The sequence below is a fragment of the Pseudomonas sp. LB3P14 genome (assembly GCF_054898045.1).
This window is the reverse complement of sequence record NZ_CM142714.1, coordinates 6,113,934-6,132,976: the sequence shown is the minus strand read 5'-3', so window position 1 is coordinate 6,132,976 and position 19,043 is coordinate 6,113,934. Positions and strand designations below refer to the sequence as shown.

Below are 19,043 nucleotides of genomic sequence, written 5' to 3'. Positions count from 1 at the left end.
CAGGCCCGCAATTATACGCTCGCCGCTGACGAAGGAATGGCGATGACTCGCCAATCATCGCCAACCGCACGGATTTCGGTAATTTTAAGTTCCGGCGCGTCTTTCATCTGCGCCAGCGGCCAGTCCAGCAGCGGCCGCGCCGAGGACCCGAGAAACTTGCCGGCGATGAAAATCTGGAATTCGTCCACCAGCCCTTGCTGAGCAAAAGCCCCGGCCAGACGCGGGCCAGCCTCGACCAACACTTCGTTGACCCCACGGGCGGCGAGTTCGACCAGCAGTTTGCGCAGGTCGACCAAACCATCCTCGCCCGCCACGATCAAGCACTCCGGGCCATTGGCGTATTGCTCTTCGATCGCCATGCACGTGGCGACCAGCGCCGGACCGGCCTTGAAGAATGGCGCGTCCAGCGGCACTCGCAGACGGCCGTCGATCAGCACGCGCAGCGGCAGGCGGCTCATGGCCAGGGCTGTTTGTTCAGGGTCCAGGCCCAATTCATCGGCGCGCACTGTCAAACGGGCGTTATCCGCCAGCACCGTGTCGGCACCGGTCAGCACTACGCTGGCCTGGGCGCGCAGGCGCTGTACCGCCGAACGCGCCGCCGGACCGGTGATCCATTGGCTTTCGCCACTTTCCATTGCTGTCCGGCCGTCGAGACTCATGGCCAACTTGACCCGCACGAACGGCAAGCCGTGTTCCATGCGTTTCAAGAAACCTTCGTTGAGCTTGCGCGCTTCGCCTTCCAGCACACCGCTTTCGATAGCGATGCCGGCCTGCGCCAGACGCTGCATGCCACGACCGGCAACCGACGGGTTCGGGTCCTGCATCGCCGCGACTACCCGAGCCACACCCGCATGTACCAGCGCATCGGCGCAGGGCGGCGTACGTCCGTGGTGACTGCAAGGTTCGAGGGTCACGTAAGCGGTGGCGCCTCGAGCCTTATCGCCGGCGGCGCGCAGGGCGTGGACTTCGGCGTGAGGTTCGCCGGTGCGCACGTGCCAGCCTTCGCCGACAATCTGCCCGTCACGCACGATCACGCAGCCCACCCGAGGGTTGGGGTGCGTCGTGTAATGACCTTTGCGCGCCAGTTCCAGGGCGCGAGCCATGTAATGGGCGTCGAGGATGGCAAGTTCTACGGAGGTGGTCATTCTTTCACCGGCTCACGGGCCAGGCGATCGATCTCTTCGCGGAACTCATTGAGGTCCTGGAAGCGGCGATACACCGAAGCAAAGCGGATATAGGCGACTTCGTCGAGCTTTTGCAGCTCGGCCATCACCAGTTCACCGACGACAAGGGATTTAACCTCTCGCTCACCGGTAGCGCGCAGTTTGTGTTTGATGTGCACCAACGACGATTCCAGGCGCTCGACACTCACCGGGCGCTTCTCCAGCGCACGCTGCATGCCGGCGCGGAGTTTTTCTTCGTCGAACGGCTGACGGCTGCCGTCGGTTTTGATCAGGCGCGGCAACACCAGTTCGGCAGTCTCGAACGTTGTGAAACGCTCGCCGCAGGCCAGGCATTCGCGCCGGCGGCGCACCTGTTCGCCCTCGGCGACCAGACGCGAGTCGATGACCTTGGTGTCGTTGGCACCGCAGAAGGGACAGTGCATGGTGGCAGGCAACAAAAAAAGGGAGGGCCATGGTAGCGCATCCCGGTGGCAAGACAAGCCATAGGGTTTGCGGTATACAGACGGGTTATAGAGCTAGATCCATGGATTTCACCTTGCTGGAGCCGCAAATGTCCCTAAGACCGCTCGTTTTGCTCAGTCTTTTCAGCCTGCTGGTGGCCTGCAGCAGCGATGCGCCCAAGCCCCAGCCACCGACGCCAGGCCCCGCGCCGCAACAGGCACAGAAGAAAGCCAAGGAATCGGCCAACCTCGGCCCGCTGCCCGCGTATCAGCGCGAATTGAGCGGCACCCTGCAAGGCGTGCCGGCCGGCGCCGAAGTCGAACTGGCGCTGCTGGTGATCGACGACAAGGACCGTCCGCAGCAATTGCTGGCCAGTTCCAGCCTGATCGGCACCAACCAGATTCTGCCGTTTCACCTGCGTTTCAACCCGGAATCCTTTCCGGTCGGTGCCCGCGTTGAACTGCGTGGCCGCGCCAGCCAGTCGGGCCAGCTGATTTTGCATCTGCCGTCGCAGGTCATCACGCAGCCAACGACCCAAGTGCTGGGTCAATTGCAATTCGTCAAAGCGCCATGATTGCACCGCTCGACCTGCAACAGGCGCTAGGTGAACTGCTCGGTGACGCACAGCTGGTTGCCTGTGAATTACCGGAGACCGATCTGAAGCTTTGGCTGATCGACGGCGACAACATGGACCGCGCGTTCAGCCCCGAAGAAACCCGGCGGATTCTGCATGAGCCGCCTTATTGGAGTTTCTGCTGGGCCAGCGGCCTGGCGGTCGCCCGCTATCTCGCCGAATTCCCCGAGTGGGTCAAAGGCAAACGGGTGCTGGATTTCGGTGCCGGTTCCGGGGTGGCGGGGATTGCGGCGGTAAAGGCCGGCGCGCTGGAAGTAGTCGCCTGTGACCTGGACCCGCTGGCGATTGCCGCGTGCCGGGCGAATGCCGAACTCAATGGCGTATACCTCAACTACTCGACGGATTTTTTCGCCGAAGAGGATCGGTTTGATCTGATTCTGGTTGCCGACGTGCTGTATGACCGGGCGAATCTGCCGTTGCTCGATGAATTCTTGAGTCGTGGCCAGGAAGCGCTGGTGGCCGATTCGCGCGTGAGGGATTTTCGCCATCCGCTGTATCAGCGCATCGAGAGGCTGGAGGCGATGACCTTGCCCGATCTGGCCGAGCCCGAAGAGTTTCGGCATGTGAGCCTCTACCACGCCACACGGACATGATCGTTCCCACGCTCTGCGTGGGAATGCAGCCCGGGACGCTCCGCGTCCCTTTCCACCGCGTGACGCAGAGCGTCACAAGAGGCATTCCCACGCAGAGCGTGGGAACGATCAGTGTTCCGGCTTCCGGCTACACCCCGCCAAGCCTTATAGTGGCCTCATTCACGCTTCCAAGAGATCCCCCATGAGTCAGGAAACGCCGTACATCTTCGACGCCACGACTGCCGATTTCGAGCAGTCGGTGATCGAGAACTCTTTCCACAAACCGGTGCTGGTGGATTTCTGGGCCGAATGGTGTGCGCCGTGCAAGGCGTTGATGCCGATGCTGCAAACCATCGCCGAGAGCTATCAGGGCGAGTTGCTGCTGGCCAAGGTCAACTGCGACGTCGAGCCGGACATCGTTTCGCGTTTCGGCATTCGCAGCCTGCCGACTGTCGTGCTGTTCAAGGACGGTCAACCGGTGGATGGTTTCGCCGGTGCACAGCCCGAATCCGCCGTGCGCGCGATGCTTGAGCCTCACGTGCAAATGCCACCGCCGACCGCTGCCGACCCGTTCGAACAGGCTCAGGCGCTGTTTGATGACAATCGCTTTGCCGACGCCGAAGCCACACTGAAAGTGCTGCTGGGCGAAGACAACACCAATGCCAAGGCGCTAATTCTCTACGCCCGCTGCCTCACCGAACGCGGCGAGCTGGGCGAAGCGCAAACCGTGCTCGACGCGGTCAAGAGCGATGAGCACAAGGCCGCCCTGGCCGGCGCCAAGGCGCAGATCCAGTTTCTCGGCCAGGCCAAGGATTTGCCGGATGCGGCAGACCTGAAGGCGCGCCTGGCGAAAAACCCGCAGGACGATGAAGCGGTTTATCAACTGGCGATCCAGCAACTGGCGCGTCAGCAGTACGATGCGGCGCTGGATGCATTGCTCAAGCTGTTCATGCGCAATCGCAGTTACAGCGAAGGCTTGCCGCACAAGACCTTGCTGCAGGTGTTCGAACTGCTGGGCAACGATCACCCGCTGGTGACCACTTATCGTCGCAAGTTGTTTGCTGCGCTTTATTGAAAGATCAAAAGATCGCAGCCTCGTTTCACTCGACAGCTCCTACATGGGATCTTGTTTCCCTGTAGGAGCTGTCGAGCGAAGCGAGGCTGCGATCTTTGCGATTTACTCGATCCAGCTGTAGAGCGGCGTATCTCCGCCGCTCGTCACTTTCACATCAGAGCAGTGGCGCAGTCGCACCAACAGGCGTTTGCCCGACGCCGCGCTGCCAGTCAATCCTTCCAGCTGATCGAGCAAATCCGGCCCGCTCAATTGCCCGGCCTTGCGCAGCAAATCCTTGGCGATTTGCCACAGCGCATCATCCTGATTGATTGGTTTTGCCGGCGCAGCACTGGCCTCGGAGTTCACCACCTGCAACTGCGCACCGAGCCTTGCCCAGTCGCCGTCATCCATCTCCAGCGTCAAATCCACCGGCCAGTCGCCGATGCTTCCGCGTATACGCAACATAAGTCTGCTCCTGCACATTTCTGATTCGCATGCTCCCATGGGACTTGCGCAACGCCAAGTGGGCGGTCAAACTCTCGGCGCTTACGTTATAAGATTACATAACAAAATATTCATTTTACTTTCGGAGACCCGCCATGCGCCGTCTGCTTCTCGCTCTGCCGTTTGCCCTGTTGCCGCTGGCCGTCGCCCACGCCGCTGACGAACATGATCATGAGCACGGCAGCCTCGGCACCCACGAACATGGCGTCGGTCGCTTGAACGCAGCACTGGACGGTCAGACCCTGGAGCTGGAACTGGAAAGCCCGGCGATGAACCTGGTGGGTTTCGAACACGCCGCCACCACCGACGCCGACAAGGCCAAAGTCGCCGCCGTTCGTGCGCAGCTTGAGAAACCGCTGGTGCTGTTCAACCTGCCGAAAGCCGCCGGTTGCGTGGTTGCGACACAGGAACTGGAAAGCCCGTTGTTCGGCGACAAGCCGGATGCTGATGATGATCACGACGAAGAGGCCAAGGACGGTCACCACCACGACCACAGCGAAATCCACGCCCATTATCAATTCAGCTGCTCGGCACCCGGCGCGCTGAGGACTCTGGACCTGGCGAACATCTTCAACACCTTCCCGGCGACCCAGAAGATTCAGCTACAACTGATCAGCCCGAGCGGGCAGCAAGGCGTAGAAGTGACGGCCAAGGCTGCCGCCCTGAAATTCTGAAACGACGACAGAAATCGACTCAAATGACCCAAGCACTCATCGAACTGTCCGACCTGGGCTTCAGCTGGCCCGGTCATCCGCCGCTGCTGGATATCCCGGCGTTTAGCCTTATGCCTGGCGAAACCCTGTTCCTCAAGGGCCCCAGCGGCAGTGGCAAAACCACCCTGCTCGGCCTGCTCGGCGGTGTGCAGAAGCCCGATCGCGGCAGCATCCGCTTGCTGGGCCAGGAGCTGACCGAACTCTCGGCCGGCGCTCGCGACCGCTTCCGGGTCGATCACACCGGCTACATCTTCCAGCAGTTCAACTTGCTACCGTTTCTCTCGGTGCGCGAGAACGTTGAGTTGCCCTGCCACTTTTCCAAACTGCGCGCTGAACGGGCGATCCAGCGCCACGGCAGCGTCGATCAGGCGGCGGCCACCCTTCTCGCCCACTTGGGTTTGAAGGATCACAACCTGCTCGGCCGCCGCGCCGATTCGCTGTCCATCGGCCAGCAACAACGGGTGGCCGCTGCGCGCGCGTTGATTGGTCAGCCGGAACTGGTCATCGCCGACGAACCGACTTCGGCCCTGGATTACGACGCTCGCGAGAATTTCATTCGCTTGCTGTTCGCCGAATGCCGCGAAGCCGGGTCGAGCCTGCTGTTCGTCAGCCATGACCAGAGCCTGGCACCGCTGTTCGATCGCCACCTGTCGCTGGCCGATCTCAATCGCGCCACCACGCCGCTGGAGGTTTGAGATGTATTTGTTTCGTCTAGCCATGGCCAGCCTGGCTAACCGTCGCTTCACCGCGATCCTCACCGCGTTTGCCATCGCCCTGTCGGTCTGCCTGCTGCTAGCCGTGGAGCGCGTGCGCACCGAAGCCAAGGCCAGTTTCGCCAGCACCATCAGCGGTACCGACCTGATTGTCGGCGCCCGCTCCGGTTCGGTGAACCTGCTGCTGTACTCGGTGTTTCGCATCGGCAATGCCACCAACAACATCCGTTGGGACAGCTTCGAGCACTTCGCCAACAACCCGAAAGTGAAGTGGGCGATCCCGATGTCCCTCGGCGATTCCCATCGCGGTTATCGGGTGATGGGCACCACCGAGGCGTACTTCGAGCACTATCAATACGGCCATCAACAGCACCTGGAACTGGCCGACGGCCGGGCCTTCGCCACCGACCCGTTTGAAGTGGTACTCGGCGCCGAAGTGGCCGACGCGCTGCACTACAAACTCGGTGACAAACTGGTGCTGGCCCACGGCGTGGCGGTGATCAGCCTGGTCAAGCACGACGACAAGCCGTTCACCGTGGTCGGTATTCTCAAACGCACCGGCACCCCGGTGGACCGCACGTTGCACATCAGCCTCGGAGGGATGGAAGCCATCCACATCGACTGGCACAACGGCGTGCCGGCGCGCGGCAACGGTCGGATCAGTGCCGATCAGGCACGCAACATGGACCTGACGCCGCAAGCGATCACGGCGTTCATGCTCGGCCTCAACAACAAGATTTCGACCTTCGCGCTGCAGCGTGAGATCAATGAGTTTCGGGGTGAACCCATGCTGGCGATCCTGCCGGGCGTGGCGCTGCAAGAACTGTGGAGTTTGATGAGCACGGCGGAAAAAGCCTTGTTCGTGGTCTCGCTGTTTGTGGTGTTGACCGGGTTGATCGGCATGCTCACGGCGATCCTCACCAGCCTTAACGAACGACGTCGGGAGATGGCGATTCTGCGTTCGGTGGGCGCCCGGCCGTGGCACATCGCGACCTTTCTGGTGCTGGAGGCGTTTGCCTTGGCGCTGTCCGGGGTGATCGCCGGTGTAGCGCTGCTTTACGTGTGCATTGCCGTGGCCCAGGGCTACGTGCAGGCGAATTACGGCTTGTACTTGCCGCTGGCCTGGCCGAGCGAATATGAATGGACGCTGCTCGGTGGCATCCTGATCGCTGCGTTGCTGATGGGCAGCGTGCCGGCCTGGCGCGCGTATCGCCAATCCTTGGCCGATGGCCTGTCGATCCGTTTATGAGGACGTTGAACATGCCCCGCGCTGTGCTTGCGCTGTTGATGCTGGTTGCCCTGCCCCTGTGGGCGGCCGAGCCGAAAGACCTGACCTGGTCGGAAATGATCCCGCCGGACGCCGCGCCGGAAGTGCCCAACATGACGCCGCTGCACGACCTGTCGCAGATGGGCAGCGCGTTGGCTGCCGAGTCAGCACCTGCGGCCAAGCAAGACATGCCGAATGCACCGGTGGTGAAAAGTCTCGACGGCCAGAACATTCGGTTGCCGGGCTACATCGTGCCGCTGGAAGTGAGTGAAGAAGGTCGCACCACGGAGTTTCTGCTGGTGCCTTATTTCGGCGCCTGCATCCACGTGCCACCACCACCGTCGAACCAAATCGTGCATGTGAAAAGCGAAGTGGGTGTGAAGCTCGATGAGCTATATCAGCCGTACTGGATTGAGGGTGCGCTGCAGGTCAAGGCATCCAGCAGCGAATTGGCCGATGCGGGGTATCAGATGGAGGCGGACAAGATTTATGTGTATGAGCTGCCGGAATGAAACCGGGAGTTCAGTGTTGCTTGTTAGATAGCCATCGCGAGCAAGCTCGCTCCCACATTTGATCTGTGCATCAACACAAATCCCCTGTGGGAGCGAGCTTGCTCGCGATGAGGCCATCAGAGGCGCCAACAAAATCAGGGCCATCACTGTTTCATTGAGCTGAATCAAAAGACCGTACCAGACGGCTCCGTACCATTGGACATCGAACATTTTTAACGTCCTTTGGAGCCCTCCATGCACAAGTCCAAGCTCTGCGCTTCGCTGTTTGCCTCGCGCTCGCAGCACCGCTAGCCTACGCCCACGACGCTGGCGACATCATCGTTCGCGCCGGTGCGATCACCGTCAATCCGAAAGCCGACAGCTCCAGCGTCAAGGTTGATCAAGGCCCGCTGAAGGGCGCCGATCTGGGTGGCAAGGCCACCATGAGCAGCGACACGCAACTGGGTCTGAACTTCGCTTACATGCTCAACAGCCACTGGGGGATCGAGCTGCTGGCGGCCTCACCGTTCGAGCATGACGTGAAGATCAAAGGCACCGCCCTGGGCGCGGCCAACGGCAAACTCGGTACGCTGAAACACCTGCCACCGACGCTGAGCGTTGTGTACTACCCACTGGACGCGAAGTCCGCCTTCCAGCCGTATGTCGGCGCCGGTATCAACTACACCTGGATCTACGACGAGCACGTCGGCAGCGAAGCCAGCGCCAACGGCTTCAGCAACTTCAAGGCGGATAACTCCTGGGGCATGGCGTTCCAGGTGGGCGCCGACTACATGATTACCGACAACATCATGATCAACGCCCAGGTGCGCTACATCGACATCGACACCACCGCGACGGTGGAAAATAACGCAGTGGCACAGGGCACTCGCGCCAAGGTCGATGTGGACGTAGACCCGTTCATCTACATGGTTGGCCTGGGTTACAAGTTCTAAAAATGCCGCACAAAAAAGGCGCCTCGAAAGGCGCCTTGATCGTTCCCATGCTCCGCGTGGGAATGCAGCCAGGGACGCTCTGCGTCCCATGCCGAAGCGATTGCTGCGCGTCCATTGAGGCATTCCCACGCAGAGCGTGGGAACGATCTATCGTCCCAGCAACCGCGCCAGGCCGACACGCATCGATGTCTGCTCGGGGTAGGTAAAGCGCTCCAGCAAACGCTGATTGTTCGCTCGCGAGTGACGGATGTCACCGGAGCGCGCCGGGGCATAGCTCACCGGCGGCAATTGACCGACCACTGCTTCAAGGGCTTCAAGCATTTGCTTGAGGGTCGTGGCCTGGTTCCAGCCGACGTTGACCGCGCCGACTTCGACCTGCGGTTTCTCGATGGCTTGCACCAGCAAGTCGACCAGGTCTTCGACGTAGACGAAATCGCGAGTCTGCTCACCGTCACCGAACACAGTGATCGGCAGGCCCTTCTGCGCGCGCTCGCTGAAAATGCTGATCACCCCGGAGTACGGCGAGGACGGATCCTGGCGCGGGCCGAAGATGTTGAAAAAGCGGAACACCACCGGCTCCAGACCATGCTGGCGACGGTAAAAATCGAAGTAATGCTCGCTCGCCAATTTGTCTGAAGCGTAGGGCGTCAACGGCGCCTTGGGCGTCTCTTCGGCGATCGACTCGCCTTCGCCATTGTTGCCGTAGACCGCTGCGCTGGATGCGTACAGCACCCGTTTGACACCGACCTGGCGCATGGCTTCGCAGACATTCAGCGAGCCAATGAAATTGCTCTGGTGAGTCTTCACCGGATCATCCACCGACGCCTGCACCGACGCCACCGCAGCCAGGTGCGCCACAGCGCTGCAACCGACCATCGCCCGCGCTACCAGCGCGGCATCGGCGACATCGCCTACGATCAGTTCGACGTCGGGATTGTCCAGCGGCAAGTTGCTGCGTTTGCCAGTGGAGAGGTCATCCAGAATGCGCACCGAATGGCCCTTGGCGAGCAAGGCATCGGTGAGGTGCGAGCCGATGAAACCGGCACCGCCGGTGATTAAAACAGGGCCGTCAGCCATGGCGATAAAACCTATCCAATAAGCCCGGGAGAGCCGCACGCCAGGCGCGGGGCTTGATCCCGAAAGTGTGCAGAATTTTCTTGCAGGCCAACACCGCGTGTTGCGGCTCTTCGGCGGCGTCCGGTCGCGCGGCGTGAGCCTGGGCGGTTGGCGCTTCGATGGCCAGCGGATGCAGGGCGCGTGCTTCGGTGAGGATCGCCTGCCCGAGCGCCAGCGGCGTAGTCGCCTCATGCCCGGCGTAATGGTAGGTGCCCCACAGCGGCGCCGAGCAATCGAGTTGCTTGAGCACCGAGATGATCACCCGGGCGGCGTCATCCACCGGCGTCGGATTGCCCCGACGGTCGTCGGCCATCAACAGTGCTTCAGGTAGTTCGGCGCGACCGAGAAAACGCCCGAGGGTGCCGTCGGGGCTGTCATCAAGCAGCCAGCCGAATCGCAGCAGCACGTGTTGCGGGCAAGTGGCGCGTACGCTTTGTTCGATTCGCCACAAGGCCTGACCGCGCAGGCCCAGGGGCACCGGTTCGTCTTTTTCGCTGTAGGCCGTCGCCCGCGAGCCGTCGAACACTCGATAACTCGACGGTTGCAGCAGAACGATGTTGTGATGCTGGCACAGTTCGGCCAGACGCTCGACCGCCCGCTCCTGCCCGGCCAGACGCTGCTCGCTGACCGTCTCCGCCTGAAACCAGTCGAAGTAATAGGCGAGGTTGATCAACGCGTCCGGACGGGTGTCGTCGAGCAGTTGCGTCAGGCTCGCGGCATCCCAGCCGTCTTGCGGTGGGCGGGGGGCGAGGAAGCCGATGTCTTCCTCCGCACCGAGGCGAATCAGCGCCTGCCCAAGGGCATTTCCGCCGCCCAGTAACATAAGGCGCATTCGCATAAAGTCAGCAGGCCCAGTCTGATTGAAACAATGGTTTTATCGACACCGCTCGCGGGCGATGCCGTCGATAGTTGCCGGAATCGTTGCATTTTGCGGGTTTAGTGCGCAACCGTCATCCGTAAAGTGTAGATCTCCGGGATTTGTGGTGCTGCTACTGGCCCCTTCGCGGGCAAGCCTCGCTCCTACAAGGGAATGCGATCACCTGTAGGAGCGAGCGGTGCGGCGATCCGACTTGCCCGCGAAGAGGCCCTCAGCAAGAACGAAGGTCTTGAGCGGTACTTGCAACTTCCCCGACTCGCCCGCATAAATCAGGACATGAATCTGCCAATCCCAACGGACAGCGCCCTGGCAGGCTTCCACCCCGCCGTCAGCGCCTGGTTCAGCAGCACTTTCCCGACGGTCACCGCCGCCCAGGCCCGGGCGTGGCCAATAATCCGCCAGCACCGTTCGACCCTGATCGCCGCCCCCACTGGCTCTGGCAAAACCCTCACCGCGTTCCTAGCGGTCGTCGACGACCTGGTCCACCGCGGATTGGCCAATGGCGGCCACCTGCCAGACGACACCCTGGTGGTTTACGTTTCACCGCTCAAGGCACTGTCCAACGACATCCAGATCAATCTGCAAAACCCGCTGGCCGGCATCACCGAGCAGTTACGCGCGATGGGCCTGCCCGAACTGCAGATCAACACCGCCGTGCGCACCGGCGATACGCCGCAAAAAGACCGCTCGGCGATGCGCAAGAACGCCCCGCATATTCTGGTGACCACCCCGGAATCCCTTTACGTGCTGCTCGGTTCCGACTCTGGCCGACAAATGCTCAGCACCGCCCGCACGGTGATCGTCGACGAAATTCACGCAATCGCCGCCAGCAAGCGCGGCAGCCATCTGGCCCTGAGCCTCGAGCGACTGCAAGCGTTGTGCGCGCAACCGCTGATGCGAATTGGCCTGTCTGCCACGCAGAAACCCATCGAAGCCGTCTCGCAATTTCTGGTTGGCCGTGATCGCGAGTGCGAAATCATCGACATCGGCCACGCCCGCCCGCGAGATCTGGACATCGAAGTGCCGCCCGTGCCGTTGTCGGCAGTCATGGCCAACGACGTCTGGGAACTGGTCTACGACCGCCTCGCCGCCCTTGCCCGCGAACACCGCACCACGCTGATTTTCGTCAACACCCGGCGCCTCGCCGAACGCCTGAGTCGACACTTGAGCGAGCGTCTCGGCAAAGAAGCCGTCGCCGCCCACCACGGCAGTCTGGCCAAGGAATTTCGGCTCGACGCCGAGCAAAGGCTCAAGCGCGGCGAACTGCAAGTGCTGATCGCCACGGCGTCTCTGGAACTGGGGATTGATATCGGCGATGTCGACCTGGTTTGCCAGATGGCCTCGCCGCGTTCGATTGCCGGGTTCCTGCAACGGGTCGGCCGCTCCGGGCACCAGGTTGGCGGCACGCCCAAGGGCCGCTTGTTTGCCACCACCCGCGACGACCTGATCGAATGCGCCGCCCTGCTCGACTGCGTGCGTCGCGGCGAACTCGACACCTTGCAGATTCCCAAGGCGCCACTGGACGTACTCGCCCAGCAAATCATCGCCGAGGTGAGCTGCCAGGAATGGCAAGAACAGGCGTTGCTGGAGATGTTTCGCAAAGCCTCGCCGTATGCCCAACTCGACGAAAAACATTATCAGGCGCTGCTGCAGATGCTCGCCGAGGGTTACAACGGTCGCCTGGGCATCCGCAGCGCTTACCTGCACCGCGACGCCGTGACCCGCACCCTGCGCGGTCGCCGGGGCGCCAAACTGACCGCCGTGACCAGCGGCGGGACGATCCCGGACAACGCCGACTACATCGTGCTGCTGGAACCCCAAGGGCTGAACATCGGCAGCGTCAACGAGGACTTTGCGGTGGAAAGCATCGCCGGCGATGTCTTCCAGTTGGGCAACACCTCCTACCGAATTCTGCGGGTTGAAACCGGCAAGGTCCGGGTCGAAGACGCTCAGGGCCAACCGCCGACCATTCCATTCTGGCTCGGTGAAGCCCCTGGCCGCAGTGCTGAACTGTCGTTCGCCGTGGCCCGCCTGCAAGCGCAACTCGATGAGCTGCTCGGCGCTACACCCGGCCACTTGCAGCCCGCGCTCGACTGGCTGACCGACACCCTCGGTCTGAACCTCGCCAGCGCCGAACAATTGGTCGATTACCTGGCCCGTGCGCGCCTGACATTGGGCGCCCTGCCGTCACAAGACACGCTGCTGATGGAGCGGTTTTTCGACGAGTCCGGCGGCACGCAACTGATCATCCACACGCCGTTCGGCAGCCGCATCAACCGCGCCTGGGGGTTGGCCCTGCGCAAGCGTTTCTGCCGCACCTTCAACTTCGAACTGCAGGCTGCCGCCAGCGAAGACGCCATCGTCCTGTCGCTGTCGACCAGCCACAGCTTTGAACTCGATGATGTCTGGCGCTATGTGCACAGCAACAGCGCCGAGCACACCCTGATTCAAGCCGTGCTCGATGCACCACTGTTCGGTGTGCGCTGGCGCTGGAATGCCGGGGTGGCCCTGGCCCTGCCGCGCTACAGTGGCGGGCGCAAAGTACCGCCGCAGATCCAGCGGATGAAAAGCGAAGACCTGATCGCCAGCGTGTTTCCCGACCAGATTGCCTGCGTGGAAAACCTCGCCGGCGAACGGGAAATTCCCGACCATCCACTGGTGGAACAAACCCTCGACGATTGCCTGCACGAGGCCATGGACAGCGAAGGCTGGCTGGCGTTGTTGCGGCGCATGGAATGTGGCGACATCCGCCTGATCAGCCGCGATTTACCCGCGCCCTCGCCGCTGGCAGCGGAAATCCTCAGCGCCCGGCCCTACACCTTTCTCGACGATGCACCGCTGGAAGAACGCCGCACTCAAGCAGTACTCAACCGTCGCTGGAGCGATCCGCAGTCCACCGACGACCTCGGCGCGCTGGATGTGCAAGCGATTCAAGCCGTGCGCGAGGAAGCCTGGCCAACGCCGACCGGCGTCGATGAAATGCATGAGGCGTTGATGAGCCTCGCGTGCATCAGCGACGCCGAGGCCCAGGCCAATCCAGACTGGCTCGATTGGCTGAACGCCCTGGCTGACAGCGGTCGCGCCAGCCGCCTGCCAATCAATGCCGGGCAAGCGCTATGGTTGGCACTGGAGCGGCTGACCTGTCTGCGGGCGATTTATCCTCAGGCGATTTTGCAGCCGCCGTTGGAGGCGTTGCCCAGGTTCGATGAAGTCTGGGCGCCGGACGAAGCGGTGCTCGAAGTGATCCGTGCGCGGCTCAGTGCCTTTGGCCCGTTACCGCTGAAAGCAATTGCCGAACCGCTCGGAATACCGGCGACTCAAGTCACCCAGGCGTTGGCGCAACTGGAACGCGAAGGCTATGTGTTGCGTGGCCAATTCACGCCCGGCACGGGTGAGGAAGAATGGTGCGAACGGCATCTGCTGGCGCGGATTCACCGCTACACCGTCAAGCGTCTGCGGCGGGAAATCGAGCCCGTGGCGTTGCAAGACTTCATGCGTTTCCTGTTCGACTGGCAGCATCTGTCCGCCGCGACCCAAGGCCAGGGCAGCGCAGTGTTGCCAGTGATAGTCAGTCAGTTCGAAGGCTACCCCGCCGCTGCTTCAGCCTGGGACAGCGACATCCTGCCAGCGCGGATCAAAGGCTATTCGGCGAGTTGGCTGGATGACCTGTGCCGCAGCGGCAAACTGGTGTGGACGCGCCTGACCGCGCGCAACAAGAGCGCCAGCATGGCGTTGCGCAGCACGCCGATTCTGCTGTTGCCACGCAGTCAGGTCGGATTGTGGAGCGGGTTGACCGAGCAGACGCCGGCCAGCAAACTGTCGCCCAAGACACAAAAAGTTTATGAAGCACTCAGCCAACACGGCGCACTGTTTTTCGATGAGCTGATTCACGAGGCTCATCTGCTGCGCTCGGAACTGGAAATCGCCTTGCAGGAATTGGTCGGTGCCGGGTTGGTGAATGCCGACAGCTTCGCCGGCCTGCGAGCGCTGATCACCCCGGCCAGCAAGCGACAAAATCGCAGCAGCCGACGCGGACGCGGAGCGTTTGTCGGCGGGATGGACGATGCCGGGCGCTGGGCGCTGTTGCGGCGCGGGGCGCCAGCGCCGCTTGTGGATAACAAGCGCCCGGCGCCCACGCCGACCGACACCCTTGAACATATCGCCATGACCTTGCTTCGGCGCTACGGCGTAGTGTTCTGGCGCTTGCTGGAACGTGAAGCGGATTGGTTGCCGAGCTGGCGGGAATTGCTGCGCACTTTCCATCGGCTGGAAGCTCGAGGCGAGATCCGCGGCGGGCGGTTTGTCAGTGGCTTGGCGGGTGAGCAGTTTGCTTTGCCCGAGGCCATTCCATTACTGCGCGAGGTGCGGCGACGGCCGCATGACGGGAGTTTGATTGCCGTGTGCGGGGTTGATCCGCTGAACCTCGCCGGGACGCTTCTGCCGGGAGCAAAAGTGCCGGCCTTGGCGAGTAATCGATTGGTGTATCGCGATGGATTGCCCGCCGCTGCAGAGATTGCTGGCAAGCAGCTTTTTTGGCTGGAGCTGGATCAGCAGACCAGTGCGGAATTACAAAACAAACTGATCCGGCATTAGCGTTGCCTGGTCTGACCCCTTCGCGAGCAGGCTCGCTCCCACAGGGGATTTGTGTCCTACCCAAAAATGATATTCAACACAGAACACTGTGGGAGCGAGCCTGCTCGCGAAGGGGCCGTCAGCCCCTACACAAATCATTGAGTTCTCGGCTGATCCGGCAGCAACACCGATGAATGCTCTGATGTAAGCCCATCGCTTTGCGGCAGATCAACAGCCTGCCTAGGCATCAAAACCTGCTGTGGATAAGTCTGCGCGAAATGCACCCACGGGCTGTTATCCACAAGCTTTTTCAAACGTTGGTTGAACGCCCGACTCACGGCGTATTGCCCGCCCGACACCGTGCGGAACTGTGCCGTCAGCACCACGCCGTTGAGGTCCATCTTGTCGACACCAAACACATCCAGCGGACCTTGCAGGTTGTACTTGAGAAACGCATCTTCGCGGATGGAATCCCCGGCCTCGCGGATCAACTCGATAGCCTTGTCGACATCGGTGTCGTAGGTGAACTGCACCGAGAAGAACGCATAGGCAAATTGCCGCGATTGATTGGTCACGGCCTTAATCTGACCGAACGGCACCGAGTGCACAAACCCCTTGCCGTCGCGCAGGCGCAAGGTGCGGATGGTCAGGCCTTCGACGGTGCCGGCGTGGCCAGAGTCGAGCACCACCCAATCGCCAATCGACAACGTGTCTTCGATGATGATGAACAACCCGGTGATCACGTCCTGCACCAGTTGCTGGGAACCGAAACCGATGGCCAGCCCCACGACACCGGCACCGGCCAAAAAGGGTGCAACGTTGATCCCCAGGTTGGCCATGGTGGTAATGGCGCAGATCACCACCAGGATGATTTTGATCGCGTTGCGCAGCAGCGGCAGGATGGTTTTGGTTCGGGTACTGGGTTGGCGCGCCGATCGTTTATTAACGGGTGGTTTCAGGGCTTCCTGAATCGCCGTGTCCAACACCACCCAGCCCATCCAGGTCACCAGGAAAATCAAACCGATACGACTCAGCGAATCGCTGATCGCCCGGCCGACCGAATTGCTCACCGCAAACTCGAACAGCGACACGCCCCAGATGCGCCCCAGGACATCAATGAACACAATCGCCAGAGCGATCCGCAGCAACGCGTGCGAAAGGCTGAGAAAGCGCTCTTTGTAGGCACTGCTGCGGCGCACGGCCAACTCACTGCGCGACTTGAACAGGTGATGCAGCGACGTGCTGAGAAACACCGTCGCAATCAGCAGCACCGTGGTAAACAGCGCACAACGCAGTACTTTCTGGTTGTCATCGCCAATGCCGATCAGGTTGATCACCGACACCAGCACCATCAACAGAATCGGCCAGTACCAGAGCCCGGAAAAGATCCGCAGCATTTCACGCAAGGCCGGCTGACTGAGGCGCTGGGCCAACGGCAAAATGCGGATCAGATGGGCCACCGGACGGCGCATTTTGATCACCAAAAAGCCAAAGGTGACCGAGGCCGCCACCCCGGTGAACACCGCGACACTGCTGGTGAGATTGCCGCCGAGCAGGCGGGCGATCTGCGGACTGGTCAAGCCGTCGCTCAGGGCCACGAAAAAGCCCATCAAAAACAGCGGTCGAGGGCTGTACTGACGAATAATCTGCACCGCCCGGCGCTTGTGGCCGGCGTTGAACAGCACCACCAGCGACAACAGCAACGACGCGGCGAAAATGCCGCTGCTGGTGGCATAAGCGAAACACAATGCCAGCGCCCGACCGGCGGACACTTGCAAGAAGTGGCTGACATAGAGTGTCAGCGGCAGGCTGACCAGCGCCGGAACCGTGTAGGGCAACACATAACCGAGTAAAGCCTGACCGCGCTCGCGAGTGAGTAGCAGGCGGTTCTGGCACAGACGTTTGGCGAGCAGCCCTCCAAGCAGCCAGAGCAGCGCAAAGACACCAATCCACACACAGGACAACAGCAGGAAATCCCCCGCCACGCTCCAGCTTGAACGGGCCGATGGATGATTGACCAGTTGATCCACCTCAACCGCCGCCCGGTCTGCACGCAGACGCCAGGCGTCGAGCAGGTCCTCGTTGAGATCGAGTTTGCCCTGGACTTCCTCAATGCTCGAACTGATGGCACCCAGCAAACCACCCTGCACCAGCGGTTCGGGGTGCGCCAGTGGTGTCGCGGCGGTGACCGCCGCCGGCACACCCGGCAGTGCGGCAGCCTCCAGTTCGTTGCTGCCCAGTATCAGCAGCGCCCCCAGTAGTATCGCGGTCTTGAACTTAAACAAACGCGGTGCTCCTGCAATTGGGTCTGTATGGAACTGATCGGAAAAGTGTAGGCAAGTTCGGTTTTGGGGTGAAATCAAGGGCCACCCCTCACCCCAGCCCTCTCCCCACAGGGGAGAGGGGGGAAAGGGAGCAGATCTCCATGGCTTTCCGGACCTAAGTTCGACTCGATTTTTCAGGTCGATGTAACTCGAAAGAACAGCTCCGTCAGTCCCCTCGCCCCTTGGGGAGAGGGTTAGGGTGAGGGGGTAGCTTTTGATCTTTGCGCGCGAGGCAAATATCAAATGCCTATCCCTCTATTTTTCCGCATAACCCAAACCCGGACACTGCGCTCCATCAATCAATCCACCGGAGTTGCAGCCATGCCCATTGCCTTGCTCGCGCTGACCCTCAGCGCCTTCGCCATCGGGACGACCGAGTTCGTCATCGTTGGCCTGTTACCTACCATCGGCGCCGACCTTGGCGTCAGCCTGCCGTCCGCCGGCCTGCTGGTCAGCCTCTACGCATTGGGCGTCGCCATTGGCGCCCCGGTGCTGACCGCCCTCACCGGCAAAGTCCCGCGCAAAATGCTGCTGTTGTCGTTGATGGTGTTGTTCACCCTCGGCAACCTGCTGGCCTGGAAAGCGCCGAGTTACGAATCGCTGATCATTGCACGGATCGTCACCGGCCTGGCCCATGGGGTGTTTTTCTCGATTGGCTCGACCATCGCCACCAGCCTCGTGCCGAAGGAAAAAGCCGCCAGCGCGATCGCCATCATGTTCACCGGCCTGACCGTCGCGCTGGTCACCGGCGTGCCACTGGGAACCTTTATCGGTCAACATTTCGGCTGGCGTGAAACCTTCCTCGCGGTGTCTGCACTGGGTGTGATCGCGTTCATCGGCAGCCTGCTTTACGTGCCGAAAAACATTGCCCACAGCAAACCGGCTTCACTGTTGCAGCAATTGCAGGTACTCAAGCAACCACGTCTGCTGCTGGTGTACGCCATGACAGCGGTCGGTTACGGCGGCTCGTTCATTGCCTTTACCTTCCTGGCACCGATTCTCCAGGACATATCCGGCTTCAGCGCCAGCACCGTCAGCCTGGTGCTGCTGGTCTACGGCATCTCGGTGGCCGTCGGTAACATCTGGGGCGGCAAACTGGCGGACAAACGCGGCCCAATCAGCGCCCTGAAAATCATCTTCGCCCTGCTCGCTGCCGTGTTGTTCGTACTGACCTTCACCGCCGGCAATCCATGGCTGGCCCTGGCCACCGTGCTGGTCTGGGGCGCGGTTGCGTTCGGCAATGTGCCGGGCCTGCAGGTTTACGTGGTGCGTCAGGCCGAACATCACACCCCGCATGCGGTGGACGTGGCGTCGGGCCTGAACATCGCCGCGTTCAACCTCGGCATCGCCGGTGGCGCTTGGGGCGGTGGCTTGATCGTTGCTCACATGGGCCTGATCCACACCGCGTGGATTGGCGGCCTGGTGGTGTTGATCGCGTTGGCACTGACCGTGTGGAGCGGTCGTCTTGATCGATTGGGTCCGGTGTATGCCGAACCTGCTGAAGGCTCGACCCGCATCGTCGCCGGGCATTGATAGATCAAAAGATCGCAGCCTTCGGCAGCTCCTACAGGTGTTCACATGCCCCTGTAGGAGCTGCCGCAGGCTGCGATCTTTGCTTTACCGTCCGT

General features: G+C 61.6%; 15 protein-coding genes and 1 pseudogene. 10 read left to right on the top strand and 6 right to left on the bottom strand.

Going from position 1 to position 19,043, the window contains the following annotated elements:
* Positions 1-11 precede the first annotated feature (11 nt).
* Positions 12-1,145: a bifunctional diaminohydroxyphosphoribosylaminopyrimidine deaminase/5-amino-6-(5-phosphoribosylamino)uracil reductase RibD gene (gene ribD / locus ACYZT5_RS28080; RefSeq protein ID WP_462048286.1), complete on the bottom strand. Its 1,134-nt coding sequence runs from the start codon at positions 1,143-1,145 to the stop codon at positions 12-14.
* On the bottom strand, positions 1,142-1,606 hold the full coding sequence (gene nrdR / locus ACYZT5_RS28075; protein ID WP_003228656.1) for a transcriptional regulator NrdR: 465 nt from the start codon (positions 1,604-1,606) through the stop codon (positions 1,142-1,144). The genes ribD and nrdR overlap by 4 nt, the downstream gene beginning before the upstream one ends.
* Positions 1,607-1,734: 128 nt before the next feature.
* Between nrdR and ACYZT5_RS28070 the strand changes: the two genes are divergently transcribed.
* The 3 genes from ACYZT5_RS28070 to trxA all read left to right on the top strand — a co-directional run bounded on the left by ACYZT5_RS28070 (position 1,735) and on the right by trxA (position 3,906).
* Positions 1,735-2,199: a YbaY family lipoprotein gene (locus ACYZT5_RS28070; protein ID WP_462048285.1), complete on the top strand. Its 465-nt coding sequence runs from the start codon at positions 1,735-1,737 to the stop codon at positions 2,197-2,199.
* Positions 2,196-2,852, top strand: a complete 657-nt coding sequence (locus ACYZT5_RS28065) for a class I SAM-dependent methyltransferase (protein ID WP_462048284.1) — start codon at positions 2,196-2,198, stop codon at positions 2,850-2,852. The genes ACYZT5_RS28070 and ACYZT5_RS28065 overlap by 4 nt, the downstream gene beginning before the upstream one ends.
* A 181-nt stretch (positions 2,853-3,033) precedes the next feature.
* Positions 3,034-3,906 carry a thioredoxin gene (gene trxA, locus ACYZT5_RS28060; RefSeq protein WP_462048283.1) on the top strand — a complete coding sequence of 291 codons (873 nt, stop codon included), beginning with the start codon at positions 3,034-3,036 and terminating at the stop codon, positions 3,904-3,906.
* A gap of 102 nt (positions 3,907-4,008) precedes the next feature.
* Here trxA and ACYZT5_RS28055 read toward each other — a convergent pair whose 3' ends face one another.
* Complete coding sequence (locus ACYZT5_RS28055) at positions 4,009-4,350, bottom strand: hypothetical protein (RefSeq protein WP_462048282.1); 342 nt, start codon at positions 4,348-4,350, stop codon at positions 4,009-4,011.
* A gap of 134 nt (positions 4,351-4,484) precedes the next feature.
* Here ACYZT5_RS28055 and ACYZT5_RS28050 point away from each other — a divergent pair, with 134 nt between their 5' ends.
* The 5 genes and pseudogenes from ACYZT5_RS28050 (at position 4,485) to ACYZT5_RS28030 (ending at position 8,526) form a co-directional block, all read left to right on the top strand.
* Positions 4,485-5,063: a DUF2796 domain-containing protein gene (locus tag ACYZT5_RS28050; protein WP_462048281.1), complete on the top strand. Its 579-nt coding sequence runs from the start codon at positions 4,485-4,487 to the stop codon at positions 5,061-5,063.
* Positions 5,064-5,086: 23 nt separating this feature from the next.
* Positions 5,087-5,797, top strand: coding sequence for an ABC transporter ATP-binding protein (locus ACYZT5_RS28045; protein ID WP_462048280.1), 711 nt, complete (start codon positions 5,087-5,089; stop codon positions 5,795-5,797).
* A gap of 1 nt (position 5,798) precedes the next feature.
* Positions 5,799-7,064, top strand: coding sequence for an ABC transporter permease (locus tag ACYZT5_RS28040; protein ID WP_462048279.1), 1,266 nt, complete (start codon positions 5,799-5,801; stop codon positions 7,062-7,064).
* An 11-nt stretch (positions 7,065-7,075) separates the two neighbouring features.
* Complete coding sequence (locus ACYZT5_RS28035; protein WP_462048278.1) at positions 7,076-7,594, top strand: DUF3299 domain-containing protein; 519 nt, start codon at positions 7,076-7,078, stop codon at positions 7,592-7,594.
* A 234-nt stretch (positions 7,595-7,828) separates the two neighbouring features.
* A pseudogene (locus ACYZT5_RS28030) lies at positions 7,829-8,526 on the top strand (OmpW/AlkL family protein).
* A 147-nt stretch (positions 8,527-8,673) separates the two neighbouring features.
* Here ACYZT5_RS28030 and ACYZT5_RS28025 read toward each other — a convergent pair.
* Together ACYZT5_RS28025 and ACYZT5_RS28020 are read right to left on the bottom strand one after the other, a co-directional pair.
* A complete protein-coding gene (locus tag ACYZT5_RS28025; protein ID WP_462048277.1) occupies positions 8,674-9,603 on the bottom strand; it encodes an NAD-dependent epimerase/dehydratase family protein in 930 nt (309 codons plus the stop codon).
* Positions 9,596-10,480, bottom strand: a complete 885-nt coding sequence (locus ACYZT5_RS28020; protein WP_462048276.1) for a sugar nucleotide-binding protein — start codon at positions 10,478-10,480, stop codon at positions 9,596-9,598. The genes ACYZT5_RS28025 and ACYZT5_RS28020 overlap by 8 nt, the downstream gene beginning before the upstream one ends.
* 315 nt (positions 10,481-10,795) lie before the next feature.
* Here ACYZT5_RS28020 and ACYZT5_RS28015 point away from each other — a divergent pair, with 315 nt between their 5' ends.
* Entirely contained in the window at positions 10,796-15,112 is a 4,317-nt protein-coding gene (locus ACYZT5_RS28015) for an Lhr family helicase (RefSeq protein ID WP_462048275.1), read from the top strand.
* A 134-nt stretch (positions 15,113-15,246) separates the two neighbouring features.
* Here the strand turns inward: ACYZT5_RS28015 and ACYZT5_RS28010 are convergent, their stop codons facing one another.
* Positions 15,247-17,376 (bottom strand): mechanosensitive ion channel family protein, encoded by a 2,130-nt coding sequence (locus ACYZT5_RS28010; protein WP_462048274.1) that lies wholly within the window; start codon positions 17,374-17,376, stop codon positions 15,247-15,249.
* A gap of 360 nt (positions 17,377-17,736) precedes the next feature.
* Between ACYZT5_RS28010 and ACYZT5_RS28005 the strand changes: the two genes are divergently transcribed.
* Positions 17,737-18,948 carry an MFS transporter gene (locus tag ACYZT5_RS28005; protein WP_462048273.1) on the top strand — a complete coding sequence of 404 codons (1,212 nt, stop codon included), beginning with the start codon at positions 17,737-17,739 and terminating at the stop codon, positions 18,946-18,948.
* Positions 18,949-19,043 lie beyond the last annotated feature (95 nt).

Excerpts from the sequence above, each read along its gene's own strand:
- ribD (WP_462048286.1), bottom strand. The coding sequence starts at position 1,145 with ATGACCACCTCCGTAGAACTTGCCATCCTCGACGCCCATTACATGGCT.
- nrdR (WP_003228656.1), bottom strand. The coding sequence starts at position 1,606 with ATGCACTGTCCCTTCTGCGGTGCCAACGACACCAAGGTCATCGACTCG.
- ACYZT5_RS28070 (WP_462048285.1), top strand. The coding sequence starts at position 1,735 with ATGTCCCTAAGACCGCTCGTTTTGCTCAGTCTTTTCAGCCTGCTGGTG.
- ACYZT5_RS28065 (WP_462048284.1), top strand. The coding sequence starts at position 2,196 with ATGATTGCACCGCTCGACCTGCAACAGGCGCTAGGTGAACTGCTCGGT.
- trxA (WP_462048283.1), top strand. The coding sequence starts at position 3,034 with ATGAGTCAGGAAACGCCGTACATCTTCGACGCCACGACTGCCGATTTC.
- ACYZT5_RS28055 (WP_462048282.1), bottom strand. The coding sequence starts at position 4,350 with ATGTTGCGTATACGCGGAAGCATCGGCGACTGGCCGGTGGATTTGACG.
- ACYZT5_RS28050 (WP_462048281.1), top strand. The coding sequence starts at position 4,485 with ATGCGCCGTCTGCTTCTCGCTCTGCCGTTTGCCCTGTTGCCGCTGGCC.
- ACYZT5_RS28045 (WP_462048280.1), top strand. The coding sequence starts at position 5,087 with ATGACCCAAGCACTCATCGAACTGTCCGACCTGGGCTTCAGCTGGCCC.
- ACYZT5_RS28040 (WP_462048279.1), top strand. The coding sequence starts at position 5,799 with ATGTATTTGTTTCGTCTAGCCATGGCCAGCCTGGCTAACCGTCGCTTC.
- ACYZT5_RS28035 (WP_462048278.1), top strand. The coding sequence starts at position 7,076 with ATGCCCCGCGCTGTGCTTGCGCTGTTGATGCTGGTTGCCCTGCCCCTG.
- ACYZT5_RS28025 (WP_462048277.1), bottom strand. The coding sequence starts at position 9,603 with ATGGCTGACGGCCCTGTTTTAATCACCGGCGGTGCCGGTTTCATCGGC.
- ACYZT5_RS28020 (WP_462048276.1), bottom strand. The coding sequence starts at position 10,480 with ATGCGAATGCGCCTTATGTTACTGGGCGGCGGAAATGCCCTTGGGCAG.
- ACYZT5_RS28015 (WP_462048275.1), top strand. The coding sequence starts at position 10,796 with ATGAATCTGCCAATCCCAACGGACAGCGCCCTGGCAGGCTTCCACCCC.
- ACYZT5_RS28005 (WP_462048273.1), top strand. The coding sequence starts at position 17,737 with ATGCCCATTGCCTTGCTCGCGCTGACCCTCAGCGCCTTCGCCATCGGG.